The sequence below is a fragment of the Nonomuraea wenchangensis genome (assembly GCF_900111685.1).
Classification (GTDB): domain Bacteria; phylum Actinomycetota; class Actinomycetes; order Streptosporangiales; family Streptosporangiaceae; genus Nonomuraea; species Nonomuraea wenchangensis.
Genome location: NZ_FOHX01000023.1, coordinates 136,064 through 156,567 on the forward strand (window position 1 = coordinate 136,064; position 20,504 = coordinate 156,567).

Consider the following 20,504-nt stretch of genomic DNA (forward strand, 5'->3'; position numbering starts at 1 on the left):
CAAAAGACGCGAACCGGACGACATTTCTTCCGGCCTGTCAGGCTTCCATGATCCCGGTCCGTTCACTACCGTGAAGCCCCATGACGCTCCAGGCGCACAAGCCGGTCGACGACGGAGAGAAGGCCCACTGGCTGGCGGTGCGGCCGAGGCTCGTCCTCGCCAGCGCCTTCATGCTCTTCCTGGAGCTGGCGCTGATCCGCTGGACCGGGTCGAACATCGTCCACCTGAGCTACTTCACGAACTTCGTGCTGCTCGGGTCGTTCCTCGGCATCGGGCTCGGGTTCCTGCGCGTGGGGCGCTCGCGACGGCAGCCCTACTACTCGCCGGTCGTGCTCGCCGTGCTCGCCATCGTCGTGCTGGCCTTCCCCGTCACCGTCGACCGCGACACCGAGGGCGTGCTCTACTGGACCAGCCTGTCCACCACCGGGCCGCCCGCCTGGCTCATCCTGCCGGTCATCTTCTGCGCCGCCGCGCTCGTCCTCATGGGGCCCGCCGAGCTGGTCGGCCGCTGCTTCCCGGAGCTGCCCCGCCTGGAGGCCTACCGGTACGACCTCATCGGCAGCCTCACCGGCATCGCGGCGTTCACCGCGCTGTCGTTCCTGAGCGCGCCTCCGGTCTTCTGGGCGCTGATCGCGGCCGTCTGCTACGGCGTGCTGCTCGTGCCCCGGCCCCGCTCGCTCTACCTCGGGCTGGTCACCGTCCCCTCCCTGGCCGTCGTCGGGCTGCTGCTCACCGAGACGCTCACCGCCGGGGCGGTCTGGTCGCCGTACTACAAGGTGACCGCCAAGCCGATGACGGTCCTAGGGGTGCCCGTCACCGACATCGCGGTCAACGGCATCCCGCACCAGCAGGCCGTCCCCGCCGCCGCCCGCCTGCGGTGGGAGGCCCAGTACGGGCTGCCGTACGAGCGGGCCTCCAAGCCGCCCCAGGACGTGCTCATCGTCGGCGCGGGCAGCGGCACCGACGTCGCGATCGCGCTGTCCAAGGGCGCCCGCCGCGTGGACGCCGTCGAGATCGACCCCAAGCTGCGCGAGCTGGGCGGCTCGGTGCACCCCGACCGCCCCTACGACGACCCCCGCGTCACCACGCACATCACCGACGGCCGGGCCTTCCTGGAGCGCGGCGGCGCCGCTTACGACCTGATCCTGTTCGCGCTGCCCGACTCGCTCACCCTCGTCTCGGGGGCCAGCTCGCTGCGGCTGGAGAGCTACCTGTTCACCGAGGAGGCCATGCGGGCCGCCCGCGCCCACCTCAAGCCGGGCGGCACCTTCTCGATGTACAACTACTACCGCGAGAGCTGGCTGGTGGACCGGCTGGCCGCCACCATGCAGCGCGCCTTCGGCCACAAGCCGTGCGTGGACGTCGTCAGCACCGCCGGGCAGCAGGCCGTCATCACCGCCGGGCTGACGGCCGCCGACCAGCGCTGCGCCGCCGAGTGGCCCGGCGCCGCCGCCGGCACGCCGCCGCCCGCCGACGACGACCGGCCCTTCCTCTACCTGCACGACGCGACGATCCCGCCGCTCTACCTCGTCACGCTCGGGCTCATCCTCGCCGTCAGCCTGCTCGCCGTCCGCGTCGTCGCCGGGCCCTACCGGCGCATGCGCCCCTACAGCGACCTGTTCCTGCTGGGCGTGGCGTTCATGCTGCTGGAGACCAAGAGCGTGACCGGCTTCGCGCTGCTGTTCGGCACCACGTGGGTGGTCAACGCCGTCGTCTTCGCCGGCGTGCTGGTCGCGGTGCTCGCCGCCGTCGAGATCACCCGCCGCTTCCGCACCCCGCCGCTGCCCGTGATGTACGCCGTGCTGCTGGCCGGCCTGGCGCTCGCCTGGCTCGTCCCGAACGCCTGGCTGCTGTCCCTGCCGGTGCCGCTGCGCGTCCTGGCCGCCGTCACGGTCGCGTTCCTGCCGATCTTCGCCGCCAACGTGGTCTTCGCCAAGCGCTTCGCCGAGACCGCCGACGCCACGACGTCCTTCGGCGCCAACCTGCTCGGGGCGATGGTCGGCGGCTGCCTGGAGTACGCCGCCCTGGTGATCGGCTACAAGGGCCTGCTCGTCGTCGCCGCCCTGCTGTACGTCGGCGCCTTCGCCCTGCTGCCCCGCAGGAGCGCCGCGCCCGCCTGACGGAGGCGGCCCGTCAGAGGCCGCAGAGCTCGTCCAGGGACTTGGCGCCGGCCTTCTGGGTGTTGCGGGTGGGCGTCTGCGTCGGCGCGGCGGCCTGGGTCTGCGTCGGGGACGCGGAGGGGGCGGTGCCGCTGGGGGAGGCGGTGACGTTCGCCGTCTGGGCCCGGCGGGCCGGGCGGAGGGAGTCGGAGATCGCCTTCTTGGTGGCCTGGCGGATCTTGACCCAGTCCGGGCGGCCCGAGTAGAACTCCGGCGGCACGAACTGCAGGCTGGTGATCTTGGCGTCCTTCACCTTGACGGCCAGCTCCATGATCGGCGGGAGCAGGGGCTGCGGGATGTTCGTCTGCGCCATGCGCTTGGTCGCGCCGGCGATCTTCCTGAAGTTGCTGAGGATGACCTGGGGCGTGGCCTGCTGGGCGAAGGCGCCGATGACGCAGCGCTGGCGGGACATGCGGGAGAAGTCGTCGCTGTTGACGCGGGAGCGGCCGTACCAGAGGGCCTCCTCGCCGCTGAGGCGCCGGTAGCCGGCCTTGATGGTGCCGGCGGTGCCGTAGAGGCCGCCCCACTTGACGTCCGACTCCACGTGCACCTTCAGGCCGCCGATGGCGTCGACGAGGGCGGCGAAGCCGTACATGTTGATGAGGGCGTAGTAGTCGATCTTGAGGCCGAGGGTGTAGCCGATGGCGTCCATCAGCGCCCGGGGGCCCATGTTCCTGCCGCCCATGATCTGCGGATTGTCGTTGGCGTACTGCCAGACCTCGTTGAGCAGGCCGCCGTTGGGCAGCTCGGCCATGTAGCCGTTGGGGAACTGCTTGTGCAGCGGCGAACTGGCCGGGAAGTGCACGTGCTGGAGGTTGCGCGGCAGGCTGAACAGCACCGTGTTGCCGGTCTTGATGTCGATGCTGGCCACGTTCATGCTGTCGGTGCGCACGCCGGTGCGGTTGCCGGCCGCGTCGCCGCCGATGAGCAGGAAGTTGACGCGGGTCTTGCCGGCCCAGGGGTCCTCGGGGTTGTGCGCGACCGTCGGCGTGCCCGGGTCGGAGGAGGACGGGAAGATGTCCTTCACGGTGCCGCGGAAGGTGGCCATGGTCTCGGCGACGAACGCGAACGGCGCCATCACCGCCACGCACATCACGCCCACGACGACGCCGGTCAGGATCTGGCCCTGCTGGTTGAGCCGTTTGGGGCTGAGCACCACGTACGAGCTGACCACGATGGCGAACCAGGCCAGCGCGAGCGCCGACGCGGCGATGATCACCGCGAGCATCATCCCGTCGCCGACGAACGCGGCGGCGTCGCTCCGGTTGCGGGTCAGCCCGAAGGCGAGGGCGGCGAGCAGCAGCACCGCGTACACGCTGATGAGGATCAGCCCGGTACGACGGCGCCCGGCGCGCAGGTGTGCGGCGCCGGGCGCGACGGCGGACAATGCGGTCCAGCCGAGCACGGAGGCGGGCGTGAGCGGCCGGGCGAAGCGAGGGGCGCCGGGAGCCGGGCGGGGCCGGCGCGCCGGGCGTTCCTTTCTGCCTCCAGGCACGGTGCCCACCCCGTCGCGCTTTCTCACACCGGCTCCTTCAGACGCCTACCAGGCAGAACGGCCCCCATGCGGGGAAAGAATGTCAGGATTCTAGTCCCCATATCTGGACAACACAGACACTTGCCCAAGTCGAGATGAACTCCGCGTGGATTTCACAGGTGTCTCTCAGGACACCGTGGAGGACGGAGCCATCCACGTGTTGCACTGGTACGCCTTGCTCTTCTCCCACCCCTGACGGAACCAGCGATTGTTGTTGGCGGGCGTCCCGTGGTCGCGCGGATAGCCCGGATAGTCGCCCACCTGGCCGTAGAACCAGTACAGCCGGCTCCGCAGCGACGTGGTCACCGGATAGGAGGCGGCGACCGAGCGCATCCACATGCCGCCGAGGCAGGTGGCCTGCAGCTCCAGCCGCCTGCTGAGCCCGAGCTTGCCGCTCTGGCTGGAGGAGGCCAGCGTGCTGTCCCACCAGGAGTCCATCAGGCCCGTGACGTTCTGGACGTGGTGGCCGTACTCGTGGGCCATCATGCTGATGATGCCGCCGTGCCAGGAGATGATCTGGCCGTAGCCGCGGGCGTTGCCGTTGCCGCGCGCCATCGCCGAGGTCGAGGCGTAGATCGTGGAGTTGCGCGGGCAGTAGTACGGCACCATGCTCCCGGCGCTCGGGTAGTCGCCGCAGGCGCCCCGGCCCCGGCCGGAGGCGATGGCGTAGCCCGGCGGCCGGAAGTCGAAGCCCTGCTTCTCCAGGGCCGGCCCCCACGCCTTGTCCATGCACTTGCCGGTCTTCAGTATCAGCGCCTTGAGCTGGCTGTGGCTGAAGATGCTCGCGTTGCCGGCCCGGCAGGTGATCCGGGGCAGCGTGCCCGCCCGGTAGAGGCTGTTGTTCTTGAGGCTCCTGTTGACCTGCACCTGCGCCGGCGGCGTCACCGTCTCCTCCGGGGTGCGGGTCGGCTGCCGGGTCGGCTGCTCGCTCGGGCGGCGGGCCGGCGGACGGGTGGCGCGGCTGCGCTCCGGCGTGGGCTCGTACGTCGGGACCGCGATCGGCGTCGTCGTCTCCGACCGCGACGAGCTCTTCAGCAGGGCCGCGCCGACGACGATCAGCACGAACAGCGCCGCCAGCGAGCCGAACACCGCGCCGAGCACCCCGATGACGCCCATGCCCGACTTGCGGCGCTGTGGCGGCTGCCACTGCCGCGGCGGCATCGGCGGTGGTGGCGGCGGTGGCGGGGGAGGAGGAGGGGGCGCGGGCTGCCCGTAGTGCTGCGCGTACTGCGGCGGCGGTGGAGGCGGCGGCGGCATCTGCTGGGTGTAGGGCCGCGTCAGGCCGTCGTGCGGCGCCCGCTGCGGCACTCCCTGCGGCGGGTACGGCGGCTGCCCCTGAGGCGGGTACGCCGGGCCCTGGGGAGGGTAGCCGGGGTTCTGGGGCGGATGGCCGGGGTTCTGAGGCGGATGGCCGGGTCCCTGGGGCGGGTAGCCGGGCGGGGGCGCCTGGGGAGGCGGCCCGTACGGGTGACCGCTCTGCGGCGGCTGCTGCTGCCGGCCGGGAGCGGGCGGCGGCCACGGCAGCGCGGGTGGCCTCTGTGGCTGACCGGGCCCTTGTGGCGGGGGTGGATATTGCCCGTTACCTGTCACCCTGTCTCCCCGTTTGCCCCGTTGTCTCATTGCCGAGCTTTGTCCCGCGACTTGACGGACCCTTGGCAAATTTGGGGCAAAAGCATACTGATTTATCACCCGTCACGGATGTAGCAGTGCACGGTCACAGTCCGAAATCATTCGAGGTGATCTCGGTTATCTTCCGTTCTGCGGAGCGGGTGGTGTCCTAGCTTTCTTGGCATGAATCTCCAGCAGCTCCGCTATGTGGTCGCGACTGCGGAGCACCGCACCATGACCGACGCGGCCAGGTCGCTGTACATCGCGCAGCCCGCGCTCTCCCGCGCGATCCGCGATCTCGAGCGAGAGCTCGGCATGACCCTGTTCGCCCGTTCCGGCCGTGGCGTCGTCGTCACCGCACAGGGCCGGCGGGTGGTCAAGCTGGCACGGGAGGCGCTCGACGCCGTCCACGAGATCGAGGGCCTGGCCCAGCACACCGGCGCGTCCGACGCCGAACTGCGCATCGCCTCGACGCCCAGCCTGGAGCCCGGTCTGGCGGGGCGGCTGTTGCCTGCCTATGCCGCCGAGCATCCCGGTGTACGCGTCCAGATCGTGCGCTGCGAGGGCCGCGAAGCGGTCGTCAGCGCCATCAGGGACCAGCGGGCCGACCTCGGTCTCACCGATCTGCCGGTGCCCGCCGACCTCGTCACCCACCCCCTCGAACGCCAGGAGATCGTGCTGATCTCCCCGCCCGGGCTCGAACTGCCCAACCCGGTGCCGATGGGCAGGCTGCACGGCATGCGCCTGGCCCTCCCGGCCCGCGGCAGCACCCGGCGCAGGGAGCTCGACGCGATGTTCGGCAGGTACGCCGTCACCCCGACGGTCGTACTGGAGACCGACGAGCGCAACGGCTGGCTCAACGCCGTCCGCGCCGGCCGGGCCTCGCTCCTGTGGTACCGCGGCATGGCCGAGCAGGCCGCCCGCGCGGGCCTCGTGGTGCGCTCGCTCGAACCGGCCGTGCGACGCGTCATCGCCGTCGTGCACGCCCGTCGCCGGCTGCCGCTGATCGCCCAGGACTTCCTGGCCACCGCGGAGAAGGGAACGACCGCCGCCTGACCGACCGCATCGGGGAACGCTCCACTCACCCCTGAAACCCCCGAGACCTGAAACCCCCGAGACCTGTAACCCCCCGAGTCATCAGACCCCCGAGAACCCTCACCCCCACCCAAACCCCCCTACCGAAACCCCCCAACCGCACCCGAAGCGCACCGACAAGGCCCGGCATCAGTCCGAGCCCGGGGCCCGGCGACGCGGCCCGGCCTCCGAGGGAGCCCCTTCCAGCGGCCCCTCATCCAGCCCCCAGAGCACGGCCTCGCCCTTCTACGGCGACGGCGGCCGGGGGCCGATCCTCCCCGGGACACGGGAACACCTCATCGGGACACGGGAAGCCGCACCACCGCACGCAGTCCGGGCGCGGCGTCCTCCAGGACCACCGTGCCGCCGTGCGCCCGCACGGTCTCACGCACGATGGCCAGCCCGAGCCCGGTGCCGCCCTCGTCCCTGCTCCGCCCGGAGTCGAGCCTGGTGAAGCGGTTGAACACCCGCTCGCGGTCCTGCTCCGGGATGCCGGGGCCGTCGTCGGTGACGGTCAGCACGCCGCCGGCGGTCAGCGCCACCTCGACCTTCGAGGAGGTGTGCCGTACGGCGTTGTCCATGAGGTTGGTCAGCACCCGGCTCAGGTCGAGCGCGTCGCCGCGGACCACGACCGGGTCGCAGGCCGTCAGCCGGGCCTCGGCGTAGCGGTCCACGACCCGGCGTACGACCTCGTCCAGCTCCACCGGCTCGCGCCTGGCCGGGACGCCGCCGCGCTCGTCCAGCCGGGCCAGCGCGAGCAGGTCCTCGGCCAGCCGGGACAGGCGCAGGGTGTCCTCCAGCACGCCCTCGGCGGTCTCCTGCCAGTCCTGGCCCTCGGGGTGGCCGAGCGCGACCTCCAGTTGCAGCCGGATGCTGGCGAGCGGGCTGCGCAGCTCGTGCGCGGCGTCGGAGACGAGCGCCCGCTGACGCTGCTCGGCCTCCTCCAGCCTGGCCAGCATGTCGTTGAGCGTGGTGGCCAGGTGGTGCACCTCGTCGCGGGAGGCCGGCACCGGCAGCCGCCGGGAGCGCGCCGTGTGCGTGATCTCGGCGGCGCCCCGGCGCAGCGCCGCGATCGGGCGCAGCGTGCGGCCGATCATCAGCCAGCTCGCCACGGCGAGCAGCACCACCAGCGCGGGCGTGCCCACCATGAGGACCCGGCCGGCCGTGCCGAGGCTGGTGCGGATCTCGCTGATGGACCGCGCCGCGAGCACGGTCTGGCCGCGGTCCGCGCGCAGCACGACCACGTGCAGGAACCCCGGGACGGCGTACGGCCGCCCATCCACCTCCACGGCCTTGCCGGACTCCAGCGCCCGTGCCTGGCCGGCGGCGTCCAGCAGCGGCACCAGCCGGTCGGCGCCGTACGTGACGTGCGTGATCCGGTTCCGCGCGTCGAGCACCTGCACGATCGTGCCGTCGTGGGTGGTGATCGGCGTGGTGAGCGTGCCGGAGTCGGCCGCCACGCGCACGACGTCCGCCTGCCGCCTGGTGCCGTCGTCCACGGTCGCCATCAGCGCCCGGTCCAGGACGCTGAGCAGGACCGACGCCGACAGCGCCAGCGCCAGCGCGAGCACCGCGACGGCGGCCGCGGACAGCCGGAAGCGCAGCCCCTGCCGCCGCCACCACGCCAGCGGCGAGCCGGGCGACCTCTCAGCCACCGTCGCCCGCCAGCCGGTAGCCGGCGCCGCGCACGGTCTGCAGCGCGTTCCTGCCGAACGGCGCGTCGATCTTGCGGCGCAGGTAGCCGACGTACACCTCGACGACGTTGGGGTCGGTGTCGAAGGTGTCCCACACGTGCTCCAGGATCTCCGACTTCGACACCACCTCGTCGCGCCGCCGCAGCAGGTACTCCAGCAGCGCGAACTCCCGCGGCGTCAGCTCGATCGCGGCGCCGTCGCGCTCCACCCGCCGCCGCGCCGGGTCCAGCGACAGGTCGCCGGCCAGCAGCACCGCCGGCCGCCGCCCCGCGTCGCGGCGCAGCAGCGCCCGCAGCCGGGCCACCAGCACCACGTACGAGAACGGCTTGGTCAGGTAGTCGTCGGCACCCAGGTCGAGCCCGTCGGCCATGTCGTACTCGCCGTCCTTGGCCGACAGCATGAGGATCGGCACCCAGTTCTCCTCGGCGCGCAGCCGTTTGCAGACGTTGTAGCCGGACAGCCGGGGCAGCATGATGTCGAGCACCACGACGTCGTAGTCGCCGTGGCGGGCCGCGTGCAGCCCCTCCTCGCCGTCGTGGGCGAGATCCACGGCGAAGCCCTCGGCCTGGAGCCCGCGCTGGAGCGCCGCCGCCATCCGCCGCTCGTCCTCGACGACCAGTACCCTCATGCGGTGATTCTCCCGTTCTGTCGCTGAGAGCGCGCTGAGAAGACTGAGAGGGGCCTCAGGCTGTCTCAGGTTCGCCTAAGGATGCCTCACGCAGGCTATGACCATCGACATACCGTTAAGGAGTGAGATGCGTAGAGGCACGTTCGTGAGGTGGGGAGTCCCGATCGCGGCAGCGGCCGTGATCGGAGCCGCGATCGGCGCCGGCCCCGTCATCGCCGCGGTGAGCGGCGAGCCCACGCTGCCGGAGCGCTCGGCCGAGCAACTGCTCGCCGACGCCGCGGCGGCGACCGTCAAGGACCAGGGCATGAGGCCGATGTCGGGCACCGTTCAGCAGACCGCTTCGCTCGGCCTGCCCGCGTTGCCCGCCACCGGCGGGGACACCGGCCCGCTCAGCCTGCTGTCCGGCACGCACGAGGTGAAGGTCTGGTACGGCGGCGAGAACAAGATTCGCGTCGCCATGCCGACCCACCTCAACGAGACCAACCTGATCTACAACGGCGACCAGTCCTGGTACTGGGACAGCGCCGCCAACACCGCCACCCGGCTGCGGATCAAGGCCGACACCGGAGAGCGCCCCGGGCTGCCGACGCCGCAGCCCACGGACATGACGCCGCAGCAGGCGGCGCAGCGGCTGCTCGCCCAGGTGGACGAGCACACCGCGGTCCGGGTGATCAACAACGCCGAGGTGGCGGGCCGGCCGGTCTACCAGCTCGTCCTGGCCCCCAAGGCGGGCGCCTCGCTGGTGCAGGAGGTGCGGATCGCGCTCGACGGCGAGACGTACATGCCGCTCCAGGTGCAGCTCTACGCCAAAGGGTCGGCCGAGCCCGCCTACCAGGTGGGCTTCACCCAGGTGACCTTCACCCCGCCGGCCCCGGAGAACTTCACCTTCACCCCGCCCGCGGGCGCCAAGGTGAAGGAGGCCACGATCGGCGAGGAGAACATCGGCCAGAAGGCCGAGGAGCGCGCCGAGCACGCCGCCGACATGGCCGGCAAGGCCAAGATGGTCGGCGACGGCTGGACGACCGTCGCGGTCGTGCCGTTCTCCCTCTCCGACCTCCAGGCCCAGGCGGCCGGGAAGGACGGGCAGGCCGGGCAGGACGGCCGGGGCACGCAGGCGAACGCGCTTCTGGACAGCGTGCTCAAGTCCGCCACCCCGGTGAACGGCACGTGGGGCTCCGGCAAGCTGATCAGGACGAAGCTCCTGACCGCCCTGCTGACCGACGACGGCCGCCTGCTGGCCGGCGCGGTCACCCCGGAGGAGCTCGTCCGCGTGGCGGGAACACAGTGACACCCGTCACCGTGACCGGCACGACACAGGAAGCGGGGGCGCCCTTCGGGGCGGCCCCGCCCGCCGGGGACTCCTCCGCCGCCATCGTCACCCGCGGTCTCACCAAACGCTTCCGCGGCGGCCAGGTGGCGGTGGACGCGCTGGACCTGACCGTGCCGCGTGGCTCCGTGTACGGCTTCCTCGGGCCCAACGGCTCGGGCAAGACCACCACGATCCGCATGCTGCTCGGCCTGATCACGCCCACGGCCGGCACGTACGACGTGCTCGGCCTGCCGCCCGCCAGGGCGCTGCCGCGGGTGGGGGCGCTGGTCGAGGGGCCGGCGTTCTACCCCTACCTGTCGGGCGAGGCCAACCTCATGCGCTTCGACGCCGCCGACCCGTCCGCCCGCCGCGCCACCGCCAGGCGGCGGATCGCCGACGCGCTCGACCGGGTCGGGCTGTCGGCCGCGGCGGGCAAGCGCTACCGGAACTACTCGCTCGGCATGCGCCAGCGGCTGGCCATCGCCGCCGCCCTGCTCGGCCCGCGCGAGCTGCTCATCCTGGACGAGCCCACCAACGGGCTCGACCCGCAGGGCACCCGCGAGGTGCGTGCCCTCGTCAAGGAGATCGCCGCCGACGGCACCACCGTCTTCGTCTCCTCGCACCTGCTGGCCGAGATCGAGCAGATGTGCACGCACGCGGCGATCATGCGGTCCGGCCGGCTGGTCGTGCAGGGCACGATCGGCTCGCTGAGCGCCGGCCGGGTCCCGCTCATCCGCGTCGAGACGCCGGACGTGGCCGAGGCGGCGCGGGTGCTCGGCGAGCTCGGGCTGAGCGGCGTACAGGCGGGCGCGGGCGAGCTCACCGCCGAACTCGGTGGTCAGCGGCCCGAGATGATCAATGCCGCCCTGGTGGGGCAGGAGGTCGCGGTACGAGGGCTCGCGGTCGTCCGGCCGAGCCTTGAGGACGTGTTCGTCGGACTGACAGGAGAGGGATTCGATGTCGACGGCTGAGACCCGTACCCAGGCGGGGGCGGGCGCCGCCGCGGCGGGGCAACTGCGCCGCATGCCCGGCCTGGTGCCGGTGACGGAGACCCTGCGCACCGTCGAACGCCGGGCGCCCGAGCCCCTGACCCGCGACGCCGACGAGGACGCCGGGGAGGGCACGGGCGGGTTCACCGGAGGGGACGCGGCCGGGGGGCTCCGGATCGGCGCGTTCTGGCGGCTGCTCGGCTCGGAGCTGGCCCTGACCTTCCGCCGCCCCCGCAACATGGCGCTGCTCGCGGTGCTGGGCGTCGTCCCGGTGATCCTCGGCATCGGCCTGCGGCTGGCGTCGAGCACGGCCGGCGACGGCGAGATGGGCGGCGTCGTCCAGAACCTCGCCGGCAACAGCCTCATGCTGACGTTCCTGTCGTTCTCGTTCCTCGTGCTGCTGCTCATGCCGGTGGCGGTGAGCGTGGTGGCGGGCGACGCGATCGCCGGCGAGGCGGGCGGCGGCACCCTGCGCTACCTGCTGGCCGCTCCCGCGGGCCGGGGGCGCCTGCTGGCGGTCAAGTACCTCAACGCGGTCGTCTTCGGCTACGCGGTCACCGCCGTCGTGGCCGTGACGGCGCTGCTGACGGGGCTCGCGCTGTTCCCCGGCGGCTCGGTGACGCTGCTGTCCGGCACCACGATCACGGTGGGGGAGGGGCTGCTGCGCATCCTCCTCGCCGTCGGCTACGTGGGCGCCGCCATGGCCGCGCTGGCCGCGGTCGCGCTGGCGCTGTCGACCTTCACCGAGGTCGCCATCGGCGCCATCGCGGGGACCCTGGTGCTGCTGGTCGTCTGCCAGGTGGTGCGCGCGGTGCCGGCGCTCGCGCCGGTCACGCCGTACCTGCTGCCCACCAGGTTCACGGACTTCGACGGGGTGCTGCGCGACCCCGTCGACTACGCGGCGCTGCGCGACGGGCTGCTGTCCTTCGCCGCCTACATCGCGCTGTTCGGATCGATCGCCTGGGCCCGCTTCTCCGGCAAGGACATCACGTCCTGACCGGCTCCGGCGGAGCGGATCGCGGCCATGACGTGGTCGAGGGCGGCCAGGTCGTCGGGGGAGAGGGCGGCGAGGGCGCGCGGCGGGCGGGCCAGGATACGATCGGCCCGCTCCGCAGCGGCCCGTCCCGCCTCGGTGAGCGTGACGATCCTGCGGCGGCGGTCGCCGGGGTGGACGGTGCGCCGTACGTAACCGCGGCCCTCCAGATCGTCGACCACCAGCGTCGTGTACGGCTTCTCGGTGCCCAGCAGGTCCGTCAGCTCGCGCATGGTGAGCGGGCCGGACAGCAGCCGGCGCAGCGCCTTGGCGCGCGAGAAGCTCATGCCGAGGGCGTCGGCGACCTCCTTGCGGCGGTCGTCCTCCAGCACCAGCGCACGCATCTCCGCCCAGACGCGGGACAAAGCCGCGCTGCGGGCGTCCGGGTCGCTCATCAGGAGCCTTCCTCCTTGGCCGAGCCGTGGATGAGCCGCTCGGCGGTGCGGGCGGCGCTCCGCTCGGCCCGGCGGCCCGTGGTGAGGACGCCGAGCACCAGGATCGCCGCGCCGCAGCCGGCGCCCACCCACCAGCCGATGTGGCTGGCCTGGGGGAAGCCGGTGGACAGCGGGCCGCGTACGGAGGAGGTGACCAGCGCGCCGATCACCGCGACGCCGAGCGATTGGCCGATCTGCCGGCTCGTGGAGGCCACGGCGGCGGCCACCCCGGCCTGGGAGACCGGCATGCCCGAGACGGCGGTGTTGGTGATGGGCGCGTTGAGCATCCCGAAGCCCAGCCCGAACAGCACGTACGAGGTCAGGAGCTGCCAGAGCGGAGTGTGCGCGGTCAGGCCGGTCAGCATCAGCATGCTGGCCGTGAGCGCCACCCCGGCGACGACCAGCGGGACACGCGGCCCGGCCGTGCCGACGAGGCGGCCGGAGACCGGCGAGCACACCGCCGTGAGCGCGGCCATGGGCAGCGTCAGCAGACCGGCGTGCAGAGCCGAGTAGCCGAGGCTCTCCTGCAGGTAGAGGGTGTTGAGGAAGAGGAAGCCGCCGAGCGCGGCGAAGCCGCACACCGCGATCAGCGTGGCCCCCGCGAACGGCGCGCTGCGGAAGAAGCGCGGGTTGATCAGCGGCTCGCGGCGGCGCAGCTCGTACGGCACCAGCACCGCCAGCGCCAGCGCGGCGAGCGCGAAGCAGCCCAGCGTCTGCGCCGAGACCCAGCCGGCGGCGGGCGCCTCGATCAGCCCGTACGTGAGGCTCGCCAGCAGCACGACGACCAGGATCTGCCCCACGACGTCCACCGGCCGCGGACGCGGCGCGCGCGACTCGGGCACGAACAGCGCGCACAGCACGAGCGCCGCCAGCCCGACCGGGATGTTGATCCAGAAGATGGACCGCCAGCCGACCGAGGCCACGAGCGCGCCGCCGAGCGGCGGCCCGAGCGCCATGCTGACGCCGACGACGGCGCCCCACACGCCGATCGCGCGGGCCCGGCTGCGCGGCTCGGTGAAGGTGTTGGTGATGATCGACATGGCGACCGGGTTGAGCATCGAGCCGCCGACGGCCTGCAGGGCGCGGGCCGCGATCAGCCACCCCAGGGTCGGCGCGAGCGAGCAGGCCAGGGAGCCCAGCGTGAACAGCACGAGCCCGGTCTGGAAGGTGCGCCGCCGGCCGATGCGGTCGCCGGTCGAGCCGGCCAGCATGAGCAGCGAGGCCAGCACGACGGTGTAGGCGTCGATGACCCACTGCAGGCCGGAGAGGGAGGCGCCGAGGTCGCGCCGGATGGACGGCAGCGCGATGTTCACGATCGTGTTGTCCAGCCCGACGATGAACAGGCTGGTGCAGCAGATGGCCAGGACGAGCATCGGCCTCACGGGCCGGCCCTGCCGGGCACGGAGGCCGAGGTTCGTCAGCGCCATGGAACGATTATATTGCCATAACTAACTTTCTCCCGCCCGGACACCCGGCAACCGCGCCGCCGGGCGGCGGATCAGGCGCCCGGCGACCACGTCACCGGGCGCTCGAACCAGGCGGGTTCGGGTCAGGCGTTGGGGCGGCGGCGGAGGCCGAGGGCGCCGACGACGACGCCGATCACTCCCACCGCGAGGCCCGCCCCGCCCAGCAGCCGGGCGGTGCCGTCCGTGGTGCCGGCCGCGGCGGCCGGCGCGGCCGGCTCAGCCGGAGCCACGCTCGGCGCGGCGGAGGCGGGGGCGGTGCTCGGGGCGGCGCCGTGGGCGTCGTCGCCGGTGGCCGGGGTGAGCTTGAGCAGCGGCGCCGGGTGCTCGGCCTCCGAGCCGTCGGTCTTGGGCGCCTCGGACCAGTCGACCACCTCACCGCTGGAGTAGGTCTGCTTCGTCGGGAAGACGAGCTGCTCGGTGTCGGTGGGCAACTGCCCCATGGACACCTCGAACTCCTGGAACTGCCCCGGCTCGATCTTGCCGCCGGACCAGACGACCTTGGTCACGGCCTCCTTGAGCTCGCCGTACTGGGTCTTGACCGGCGTGGGCAGCTTGCCCTCGGTGACCTTCACCTTCCACCCGGGCACGGGCTTGACCGACACGAACGCCAGCGGGTGGTCGGCGGGGAAGGTGACCTCGATCGTGGTGGTCGAGGCGTCGTCACGCTCGTTGGGCACCCGGAAGGCGACCTTGGTGAAGCCGCCCTGCTCGGCGGAGCCGGGCTGGATGGTGACGTGGGCGAGCGCGGGCAGGGCGAGCCCGGCGGTGAGCGCGGTGGTGGCGGCGAGCACGGTCGCGGCCCGGCGTACGAAGGACATGCGGAAGCTCCACTTGGTAGGAAAGGGAAGAACAGGGGTGTCAGAAGGTCAGGCGGGAAGTGGAGGACCACGCCTGGCCAGGCAGTGCCGGAGCACCGGCGCGAGAGGGACGGCCCGCGCGGCGGCCACCGGTGGGCGGGGCCGCACGGCGGGCACGGTGACCGGCCGCAGCAGCGTGAGCCGCCGCCCGGCCCGCCGGAGCAGGGCCCAGAGCGCGGCCTCGCCGCGCGCCAGCCACACCCCCGTGAGGAGCGTGGCGGTGAGGTGGGCGGCCAGCATGCCGGCGTTTACCGCGAGGCCCTGCCCGTGCCCGTGCACGGGGACGTACGCGATGCCTTCGGAGGCGACGTCCTGGGCGCCGCCGGCGCGCGCGAACAGCTCGTGCAGCCCGAGCTGCGCGCCGACGAGGACGACGTTGACGGCGGGGGCCGAGCGCTCCCGGCCGGTCAGCGCGAACCCCAGCCCGGCCGATGCCGCGAGCCCCAGCCCGGCGGCCCACGGAGCGGGCCCGGAGCCGCCGCCCAGCAGGTGGGCGAGGGCGGCGAGGGTCACGCAGACCGCGGAGAAGGCCGCCGTCCGCGCCAGCCTCAGGGGGAGTCGCGCGCGCATGAGTGTGCCACATCGTCTCACGGGGCAGGCTTGCATGTGGCCTCAACCGGGCGATGCCTGGGCGTTGCACACTGTTTGTCGCTAGGGTCGTGCCGATCTACGTTGACATAGAGGTGAGAACGTTGCGGCACTTAGGCGGTTTCCTCATCGGATTGGTGGTCACGGCGGCCGTGCTGGCGGGCGGTGGCTGGGCCGTGACGCAGGCCGCCGCTCAGGCCGCCGTGCACGTCACGGGGCAGGCCCCGGTGACCCCGGCCGACAACCAGCAGCTCTGGATCGCGCTCGGCGCGATGGCCGCGGTCGGCCTGGTGTACGGGCTCGTGGTGGCGGGCCGGATCTCGCCGCTCGCCACGTTCGTGCCGTCCATGGTGCTGCTGGCCTGGACGGTCGTCTACGCGCTCGACCCGGCGCGGGCGATCTCCCTCGTCCCCGCCGAGCCGTCGGTGAACCAGATCGTCAGGGAGGCCGGCGCCGGCGCGCAGACCCTCCTGACGACGGGCGTGCTGGCCCTGCTCGGTGTGGCGCTGTTCATCCCCGTGCTGATGCCGTCGCGCTGGTCGCGCCCGCAGGACGACCTCGACGACGACTACGAGAGCTCCCAGGAGGGCGGCTACTACTGATCTGCCCCCGCCGGCCCGCCGTCGGCGAGCACCGCCTCGCCCTTGTAGAGACGGGTGACGACGTCCTCGATGTCCTCGTGCGCGGGCGCGGTCGCCATCAGGTCCGCCAGCGTGCCGTCGAAGGCCAGCCGGCCGTGGTCGATGAGCACGACCCGGCGGCACAGCCGTTCGACGTCGCCGAGATCGTGCGTGGTCAGCAGCACGGTGGTGCCCTGTTCGGCGTTGACCCGCAGCAGGAACTCGCGGATGCCGGCCTTGCTGACCACGTCGAGGCCGATGGTGGGCTCGTCCAGCACCAGCACCTCGGGCGCGTGCAGCAGCGCCGCCGCGAGATCGCCGCGCATGCGCTGGCCGAGGCTGAGCTGACGCACCGGCGTGCGCAGGAAGGCGCCCAGGTCGAGCGTGTCGGTCAGCTCGGCCAGCCGGGCGCGGAAGGCGGCCCGTTCGATCTTGTGGAGCAGCCGGATCAGCTCGAAGCTGTCGGCGAGCGGCAGGTCCCACCACAACGTGGTGCGCTGCCCGAAGACCACCCCGATGCGCCGGGCGAGCGCGGTGCGCCGGCGCGAGGGGTCCAGCCCGGCCACGCGCACCCGACCCGATGTGGGCGTGAGGATGCCGCAGAGCATCTTGATCGTGGTGGACTTGCCCGCGCCGTTCGGCCCGAGGCAGCCGACGAACTCTCCGGCGGACACGGTGAACGACAGGTCGCGTACGGCGTGGACGACGTTCCTCCTGACCTTGAACGTACGGCCCGCCCGGTCGAGCTCGATCATCGTCAACTCCCGGTGGATCGGTAGTGCCTGACGCCCTGCCGCCAGGCCAGCGCGGCCAGCAGGGCGAGGGCCGGCGCGGCGACCGGCCCGAGGAAACGCATGAACTCCGGTGTGCCGAACGGGTCGGCGCGGCCCAGCACGTACAGGCCGGGCTGCCAGTTGACGAAGGCGAGCGGCAGCACGTACGTGACGCCGCGCACCAGGTCGCGCCCGTAGATGGCGAGAGGGTACTGGGTGAGCTGGTGGCCGCCGTAGGTGAAGGCGTTGACCACCTCGGGGGCGTCGGTCAGCGCGAACTGGGCCGCCCCCGCCAGCGTCCACAACGAGGTGAAGATGACGAGCCCCGTGGCCGTCATCACCGGCAGCATCCACAGCCGGCCGGGATCGAGGTCGAGCGCGGCGACCGCCCAGACGAGCACCACGGCGGCCTGGACGACCCGGCCGGCGCGGGTGGGGGTGAAGCGGTCGGTGGCGAGCTGCAGCCAGGCGCCCGCCGGCCGGATGAGGAAGGTGTCGAGCGTGCCGTCCTTGATGTGCCGGCTCACCCGGTCGAGGTTGCTGACGAACAGGTCGCACAGCGTGAAGGGCAGGCTCGCCGCCCCGTAGAGGAACAGGACCTCCTCGCGGGAGAAGCCGGCGAGGCTGGTGGTGTTGGCGAAGACGACGAGGATGACGGCCAGGTCCGTGGCGGCCACGGCCAGGCTGAGCACGGTCATCAGCCAGAACGAGACGGGATAGGCGGCCGCGGCGCGCGTCCACGTCCAGGCCAGCAGGAAGTAGGTCCTAACCACCCTGGATCATCACCTTGTGGCGGATCGCCCGGGTGGCCAGCGCGCCGAGCCCGAGCAGCACGACCGCCCAGAACGCCTGGAAGGCCAGGGACGGCAGGACGGGGGCGGCCCCGAGATAGAGGTCGGTGGGCACCTGGACCATGGCCGCCCACGGCAGCGCGGCGGCGAGGTCGCCGAGCGCGCCGGGGAAGATCCGCAGCGGCAGCATCAAGCCGGAGAAGAACGTGCTGAGCACCAGCGACAGCACGGCCACGCCGCGGTCGTCGACGAGCCAGCAGACCGACAGCGCGACCAGGTAGCGCCAGCCGAAGCTGACCACGACCGCGAGCACGAGGCCGGCCAGGAACGCGGCCCCCTGCCCGGCCCCGGCGGGCAGGGTGATCCCGAACACCGCCGCGCCGACCACCATCGGCGGCAGGCCGCGCACCAGGAACAGGTAGGCGGCCCGGCCGGTGTCCTCGGCCAGCGTCCAGAGCTGCAGCGGGGCGGGGCGGACCAGGTCGAGCGCGATGTCGCCGCTGCGGATGCGTTCGGGCAGGCCGAGGCCGCCGCCGAAGAGCTGCATCGGGGCGATGAGCGCCTGGGTGACGAAGCAGTAGGTGACGGCGTCGGTGAGGTCGTATCCGGCCAGGCCGGGGCGGGCCTGCCAGAGGGCGATGAGGATGTAGGCGCGCAGGATGCCGAACACGCTGTTGGTGAACGCCCCTGCGAGCGCGGCCCACACGTAGGTGGCGTGCTTGCGGAAGCCGTACCGGACGAGCCGGGCGTAGAGCGGGACGGTTTTGCACCTCCGGAGGGTGAGGGCACGGTGACGAGCCGTGTCCGGGCCCGCGCACGGGCCTGCCGATGGGAAAGCAGGGAATTATCCGTCGGCGGCCCGCAGGCCCGCAACGGATTTAACACGCCCTCGCCCTCGGAAATATCTAGGAAATATCCGGGTAAGAAATGAGATACCTACTGGCCGGTAGCGAGGGCCGCATCCGGGGGAATGACACCTGTCGGAGGGTCGTTATGCGGATCAACGGGGATGTGGTACCCGAATACCCCTTGAGCTGGCAGGCCCGCGCGCTGACCGGTGTCATGTGGGGCACGCTGAAGCCGGCGTCCACGCTCCTCATGCGGCATCCACTCGCGCTGGCCGGCGCCGCCCGCGTCGGCGAACTCGCCCGGCTCGTGCAGGCGCCGCAGCCGGCCCACGTGTCGATCGTGCCCGCAGCCTTCTCCGACTGCGGCGGCGAGTGGGTGCGCGGCGGTGAGGAACTGGAGGAGAACAAGGCGCTGCTGTACTTCCACGGCGGCGGCTACTTCTCGTGCTCGCCGCGTACCCACCGCTCCATCACCTGGCGGCTGTCGGTGGTGGCCAGGCGTCCGGTGCTGGCGCTCGACTACCGGCAGGGCCCGGTGCACAAGCTGGCCGACTCGCTGGCCGACGCCCTCGACGCCTACGAGTGCCTGCTGCGGCGCGGCCACGCCCCCGAGAACATCATCGTCGCCGGCGACTCCGCCGGCGGCCACCTGACCCTCGCCACGCTGCTGGCGCTGCGCGACCGGGGCATGCCGCTGCCCGCCGCCGCCGTCTGCATGTCGCCGTGGACCGACCTCACCGACATCCCGCGCCGCGCCAACCGCTGGCAGGACCCGCTGCTGCCGGCCAGCCGGGTACGGTGGCTCGCCCGCCGCTGGACCGACGGGCTCGACCCCCGCGACCCGCTGGTCTCGCCGGTGCTCGGCGACTTCACCGGGCTGCCCCCGCTCATGATCATGACGGGCTCCACCGAGGTGCTGCGCGACGAGGGACGGCGGGTGGCCGAGGCGGCGCGCCGCGCCGGGGTCCCCGTCAGGTACGAGGAGTGGCGGCGCATGCCGCACGTCTTCCCGATCCTCGCCGACGTGCTGCCCGAGGCCCGGATGGCCTTCCGGCACATCGCGAGGTTCCTCGCCGCCGCGGGGGCCAGGCCGGCGGTGCGGGATGACGAGGCGGCCGCCTGAGCGTTCCCTGATTAAGGGCCTTTCTGGCCCCGTTCGCCGGGCAGCGTGTAAGGTTAGGTATACCTTACTCGCGTCAGGGGGCAGTGACATATGGCTGACAGGCCCGTGGACCACCACCGGGGGATCGTCCAGCGGACCGAGCGGCTCTCGCCGCACATGGTCCGCGTCGTGGTCGGGGGCGACGGGCTGGCGGACTTCGCGACCTCCGGCCTCACCGACCACTACGTCAAGATCGTCTTTCCGTACGAGGGCGTCGAGTACCCCCGTCCGTTCAGCGTGAAGGCGTGCAGGGAGACCATGCCGCGCGAGTTCTGGCCGCGCCTGCGCACCTACACCGTGCGCGCCTGGGACCCCGACGCGCTGGAGCTGACGCTCGACTTCGTGGTCCACGGCGACGAGGGACTCGCCGGCCCCTGGGCCGAGCGGGCCACGCCCGGCGACGAGGTGTTCCTGGTGGGGCCGGGCGGCGGCTACGCGCCCTCCCCCGAGGCGGGCTGGCACCTCATGGTCGGCGACGAGAGCGCGCTGCCCGCCATCGCCGCCTCGCTGGAGGCCCTGCCGGACGGGACGCTCGCGTACGTCCTCGTCGAGGTGGAGGGGCCGCAGGACGAGCTGAAGCTCGGCACGGCGGCCGAGGCGCACATCACCTGGCTCTACCGGGGCGAGCGGCCGGTGGGGGAGCGGCTGGTCAAGGCGGTCCGCGAGCTGGAGTTCCCGGACGGGGACGTGCACGCGTTCGTCCACGGCGAGGCCGGCTTCGTCAAGGAGCTGCGCCGTCACCTGCGCGTCGAGCGCGAGATCCCGCTGGAGCGGCTGTCGATCTCCGGCTACTGGCGGCGCGGCGTGGACGACGAGGCCTGGCGCGCGGTCAAGCGCGACTGGAACCGGAAGGTGGAGGCCGAGGAGGCCGCGGCCCTCGCGAGCTGAGAATCGAGTGATCCGCACCAGTGGTGATGTTGCTCCGCTGAGGACGGCG

At 72.6% G+C, this 20,504-nt stretch carries 19 protein-coding genes; 8 read left to right on the plus strand and 11 right to left on the minus strand.

The features are described from left to right. The first annotated feature begins 80 nt into the window (after nucleotides 1-80). Entirely contained in the window at nucleotides 81-2,120 is a 2,040-nt protein-coding gene (locus BMW85_RS43435; RefSeq protein ID WP_091093325.1) for a spermine/spermidine synthase domain-containing protein, read from the plus strand. Nucleotides 2,121-2,133: 13 nt separating this feature from the next. On the opposite strand, the gene BMW85_RS43440 is transcribed toward BMW85_RS43435, so the two are convergent. After that, nucleotides 2,134-3,681: an LCP family protein gene (locus BMW85_RS43440; RefSeq protein ID WP_245775419.1), complete on the minus strand. Its 1,548-nt coding sequence runs from the start codon at nucleotides 3,679-3,681 to the stop codon at nucleotides 2,134-2,136. Nucleotides 3,682-3,819: 138 nt separating this feature from the next. Continuing rightward, nucleotides 3,820-5,283, minus strand: a complete 1,464-nt coding sequence (locus tag BMW85_RS43445) for a neutral zinc metallopeptidase (RefSeq protein ID WP_245775420.1) — start codon at nucleotides 5,281-5,283, stop codon at nucleotides 3,820-3,822. A 201-nt stretch (nucleotides 5,284-5,484) separates the two neighbouring features. On the opposite strand from BMW85_RS43445, the gene BMW85_RS43450 reads away from it, so the two are divergent. After that, nucleotides 5,485-6,357, plus strand: coding sequence for a LysR family transcriptional regulator (locus BMW85_RS43450; RefSeq protein WP_091093330.1), 873 nt, complete (start codon nucleotides 5,485-5,487; stop codon nucleotides 6,355-6,357). Nucleotides 6,358-6,671: 314 nt separating this feature from the next. Here BMW85_RS43450 and BMW85_RS43455 read toward each other — a convergent pair whose 3' ends face one another. Together BMW85_RS43455 and BMW85_RS43460 are read right to left on the minus strand one after the other, a co-directional pair. Then, nucleotides 6,672-8,030: a sensor histidine kinase gene (locus tag BMW85_RS43455; protein ID WP_091093332.1), complete on the minus strand. Its 1,359-nt coding sequence runs from the start codon at nucleotides 8,028-8,030 to the stop codon at nucleotides 6,672-6,674. Next, nucleotides 8,023-8,697, minus strand: coding sequence for a response regulator transcription factor (locus BMW85_RS43460; RefSeq protein ID WP_091093333.1), 675 nt, complete (start codon nucleotides 8,695-8,697; stop codon nucleotides 8,023-8,025). Before BMW85_RS43460 ends, BMW85_RS43455 begins: the two co-directional genes overlap by 8 nt. A 127-nt stretch (nucleotides 8,698-8,824) precedes the next feature. Here BMW85_RS43460 and BMW85_RS43465 point away from each other — a divergent pair, with 127 nt between their 5' ends. The 3 genes from BMW85_RS43465 to BMW85_RS43475 are packed head-to-tail and all read left to right on the plus strand — an operon-like array spanning nucleotide 8,825 to nucleotide 11,992. Next, nucleotides 8,825-9,985, plus strand: a complete 1,161-nt coding sequence (locus BMW85_RS43465; RefSeq protein ID WP_091093335.1) for a LolA family protein — start codon at nucleotides 8,825-8,827, stop codon at nucleotides 9,983-9,985. Between the two features lie 11 nt (nucleotides 9,986-9,996). Then, on the plus strand, nucleotides 9,997-10,977 hold the full coding sequence (locus BMW85_RS43470) for an ABC transporter ATP-binding protein (RefSeq protein ID WP_245775421.1): 981 nt from the start codon (nucleotides 9,997-9,999) through the stop codon (nucleotides 10,975-10,977). Then, nucleotides 10,964-11,992 carry a DUF2705 family protein gene (locus BMW85_RS43475; protein ID WP_091093336.1) on the plus strand — a complete coding sequence of 343 codons (1,029 nt, stop codon included), beginning with the start codon at nucleotides 10,964-10,966 and terminating at the stop codon, nucleotides 11,990-11,992. The genes BMW85_RS43470 and BMW85_RS43475 overlap by 14 nt, the downstream gene beginning before the upstream one ends. On the opposite strand, the gene BMW85_RS43480 is transcribed toward BMW85_RS43475, so the two are convergent. From BMW85_RS43480 to BMW85_RS43495, 4 genes are all read right to left on the minus strand, one after another. Next, nucleotides 11,929-12,423: a MarR family winged helix-turn-helix transcriptional regulator gene (locus tag BMW85_RS43480; RefSeq protein ID WP_091093338.1), complete on the minus strand. Its 495-nt coding sequence runs from the start codon at nucleotides 12,421-12,423 to the stop codon at nucleotides 11,929-11,931. The genes BMW85_RS43475 and BMW85_RS43480 overlap by 64 nt on opposite strands. Then, the gene (locus BMW85_RS43485; RefSeq protein ID WP_091093340.1) at nucleotides 12,423-13,889 is read right to left on the minus strand and encodes an MFS transporter; all 1,467 of its coding nucleotides are present in this window, start codon (nucleotides 13,887-13,889) and stop codon (nucleotides 12,423-12,425) included. Before BMW85_RS43485 ends, BMW85_RS43480 begins: the two co-directional genes overlap by 1 nt. Nucleotides 13,890-14,011: 122 nt before the next feature. Then, nucleotides 14,012-14,746: a YcnI family copper-binding membrane protein gene (locus tag BMW85_RS43490; RefSeq protein WP_091093341.1), complete on the minus strand. Its 735-nt coding sequence runs from the start codon at nucleotides 14,744-14,746 to the stop codon at nucleotides 14,012-14,014. Between the two features lie 48 nt (nucleotides 14,747-14,794). Beyond that, a complete protein-coding gene (locus tag BMW85_RS43495; RefSeq protein WP_245775422.1) occupies nucleotides 14,795-15,355 on the minus strand; it encodes an MFS transporter in 561 nt (186 codons plus the stop codon). 113 nt (nucleotides 15,356-15,468) lie between these two features. On the opposite strand from BMW85_RS43495, the gene BMW85_RS43500 reads away from it, so the two are divergent. Then, on the plus strand, nucleotides 15,469-15,975 hold the full coding sequence (locus tag BMW85_RS43500) for a hypothetical protein (protein WP_245775423.1): 507 nt from the start codon (nucleotides 15,469-15,471) through the stop codon (nucleotides 15,973-15,975). Here BMW85_RS43500 and BMW85_RS43505 read toward each other — a convergent pair. From BMW85_RS43505 to BMW85_RS43515, 3 genes are read right to left on the minus strand one after another with little or no spacing between them, the layout of a single operon-like run. Continuing rightward, nucleotides 15,969-16,748: an ABC transporter ATP-binding protein gene (locus tag BMW85_RS43505; protein ID WP_091093344.1), complete on the minus strand. Its 780-nt coding sequence runs from the start codon at nucleotides 16,746-16,748 to the stop codon at nucleotides 15,969-15,971. The two genes, BMW85_RS43500 and BMW85_RS43505, sit on opposite strands and share 7 nt — an antisense overlap. Before the next feature lie 2 nt (nucleotides 16,749-16,750). Then, on the minus strand, nucleotides 16,751-17,539 hold the full coding sequence (locus tag BMW85_RS43510) for an ABC transporter permease (RefSeq protein ID WP_091093346.1): 789 nt from the start codon (nucleotides 17,537-17,539) through the stop codon (nucleotides 16,751-16,753). Next, nucleotides 17,532-18,263: an ABC transporter permease gene (locus tag BMW85_RS43515; RefSeq protein WP_091093347.1), complete on the minus strand. Its 732-nt coding sequence runs from the start codon at nucleotides 18,261-18,263 to the stop codon at nucleotides 17,532-17,534. Before BMW85_RS43515 ends, BMW85_RS43510 begins: the two co-directional genes overlap by 8 nt. A 323-nt stretch (nucleotides 18,264-18,586) precedes the next feature. Here BMW85_RS43515 and BMW85_RS43520 point away from each other — a divergent pair, with 323 nt between their 5' ends. Both BMW85_RS43520 and BMW85_RS43525 read left to right on the plus strand, forming a co-directional pair. Further along, the gene (locus BMW85_RS43520) at nucleotides 18,587-19,528 is read left to right on the plus strand and encodes an alpha/beta hydrolase (protein WP_091093407.1); all 942 of its coding nucleotides are present in this window, start codon (nucleotides 18,587-18,589) and stop codon (nucleotides 19,526-19,528) included. A gap of 90 nt (nucleotides 19,529-19,618) precedes the next feature. Next, on the plus strand, nucleotides 19,619-20,455 hold the full coding sequence (locus BMW85_RS43525; protein ID WP_091093348.1) for a siderophore-interacting protein: 837 nt from the start codon (nucleotides 19,619-19,621) through the stop codon (nucleotides 20,453-20,455). Nucleotides 20,456-20,504: the final 49 nt, after the last annotated feature.

Excerpts from the sequence above, each read along its gene's own strand:
- BMW85_RS43485 (WP_091093340.1), bottom strand. The coding sequence starts at position 13,889 with ATGGCGCTGACGAACCTCGGCCTCCGTGCCCGGCAGGGCCGGCCCGTG.
- BMW85_RS43450 (WP_091093330.1), top strand. The coding sequence starts at position 5,485 with ATGAATCTCCAGCAGCTCCGCTATGTGGTCGCGACTGCGGAGCACCGC.
- BMW85_RS43480 (WP_091093338.1), bottom strand. The coding sequence starts at position 12,423 with ATGAGCGACCCGGACGCCCGCAGCGCGGCTTTGTCCCGCGTCTGGGCG.
- BMW85_RS43525 (WP_091093348.1), top strand. The coding sequence starts at position 19,619 with ATGGCTGACAGGCCCGTGGACCACCACCGGGGGATCGTCCAGCGGACC.
- BMW85_RS43490 (WP_091093341.1), bottom strand. The coding sequence starts at position 14,746 with ATGTCCTTCGTACGCCGGGCCGCGACCGTGCTCGCCGCCACCACCGCG.
- BMW85_RS43460 (WP_091093333.1), bottom strand. The coding sequence starts at position 8,697 with ATGAGGGTACTGGTCGTCGAGGACGAGCGGCGGATGGCGGCGGCGCTC.
- BMW85_RS43465 (WP_091093335.1), top strand. The coding sequence starts at position 8,825 with ATGCGTAGAGGCACGTTCGTGAGGTGGGGAGTCCCGATCGCGGCAGCG.
- BMW85_RS43475 (WP_091093336.1), top strand. The coding sequence starts at position 10,964 with ATGTCGACGGCTGAGACCCGTACCCAGGCGGGGGCGGGCGCCGCCGCG.
- BMW85_RS43505 (WP_091093344.1), bottom strand. The coding sequence starts at position 16,748 with ATGATCGAGCTCGACCGGGCGGGCCGTACGTTCAAGGTCAGGAGGAAC.
- BMW85_RS43495 (WP_245775422.1), bottom strand. The coding sequence starts at position 15,355 with ATGCGCGCGCGACTCCCCCTGAGGCTGGCGCGGACGGCGGCCTTCTCC.
- BMW85_RS43435 (WP_091093325.1), top strand. The coding sequence starts at position 81 with ATGACGCTCCAGGCGCACAAGCCGGTCGACGACGGAGAGAAGGCCCAC.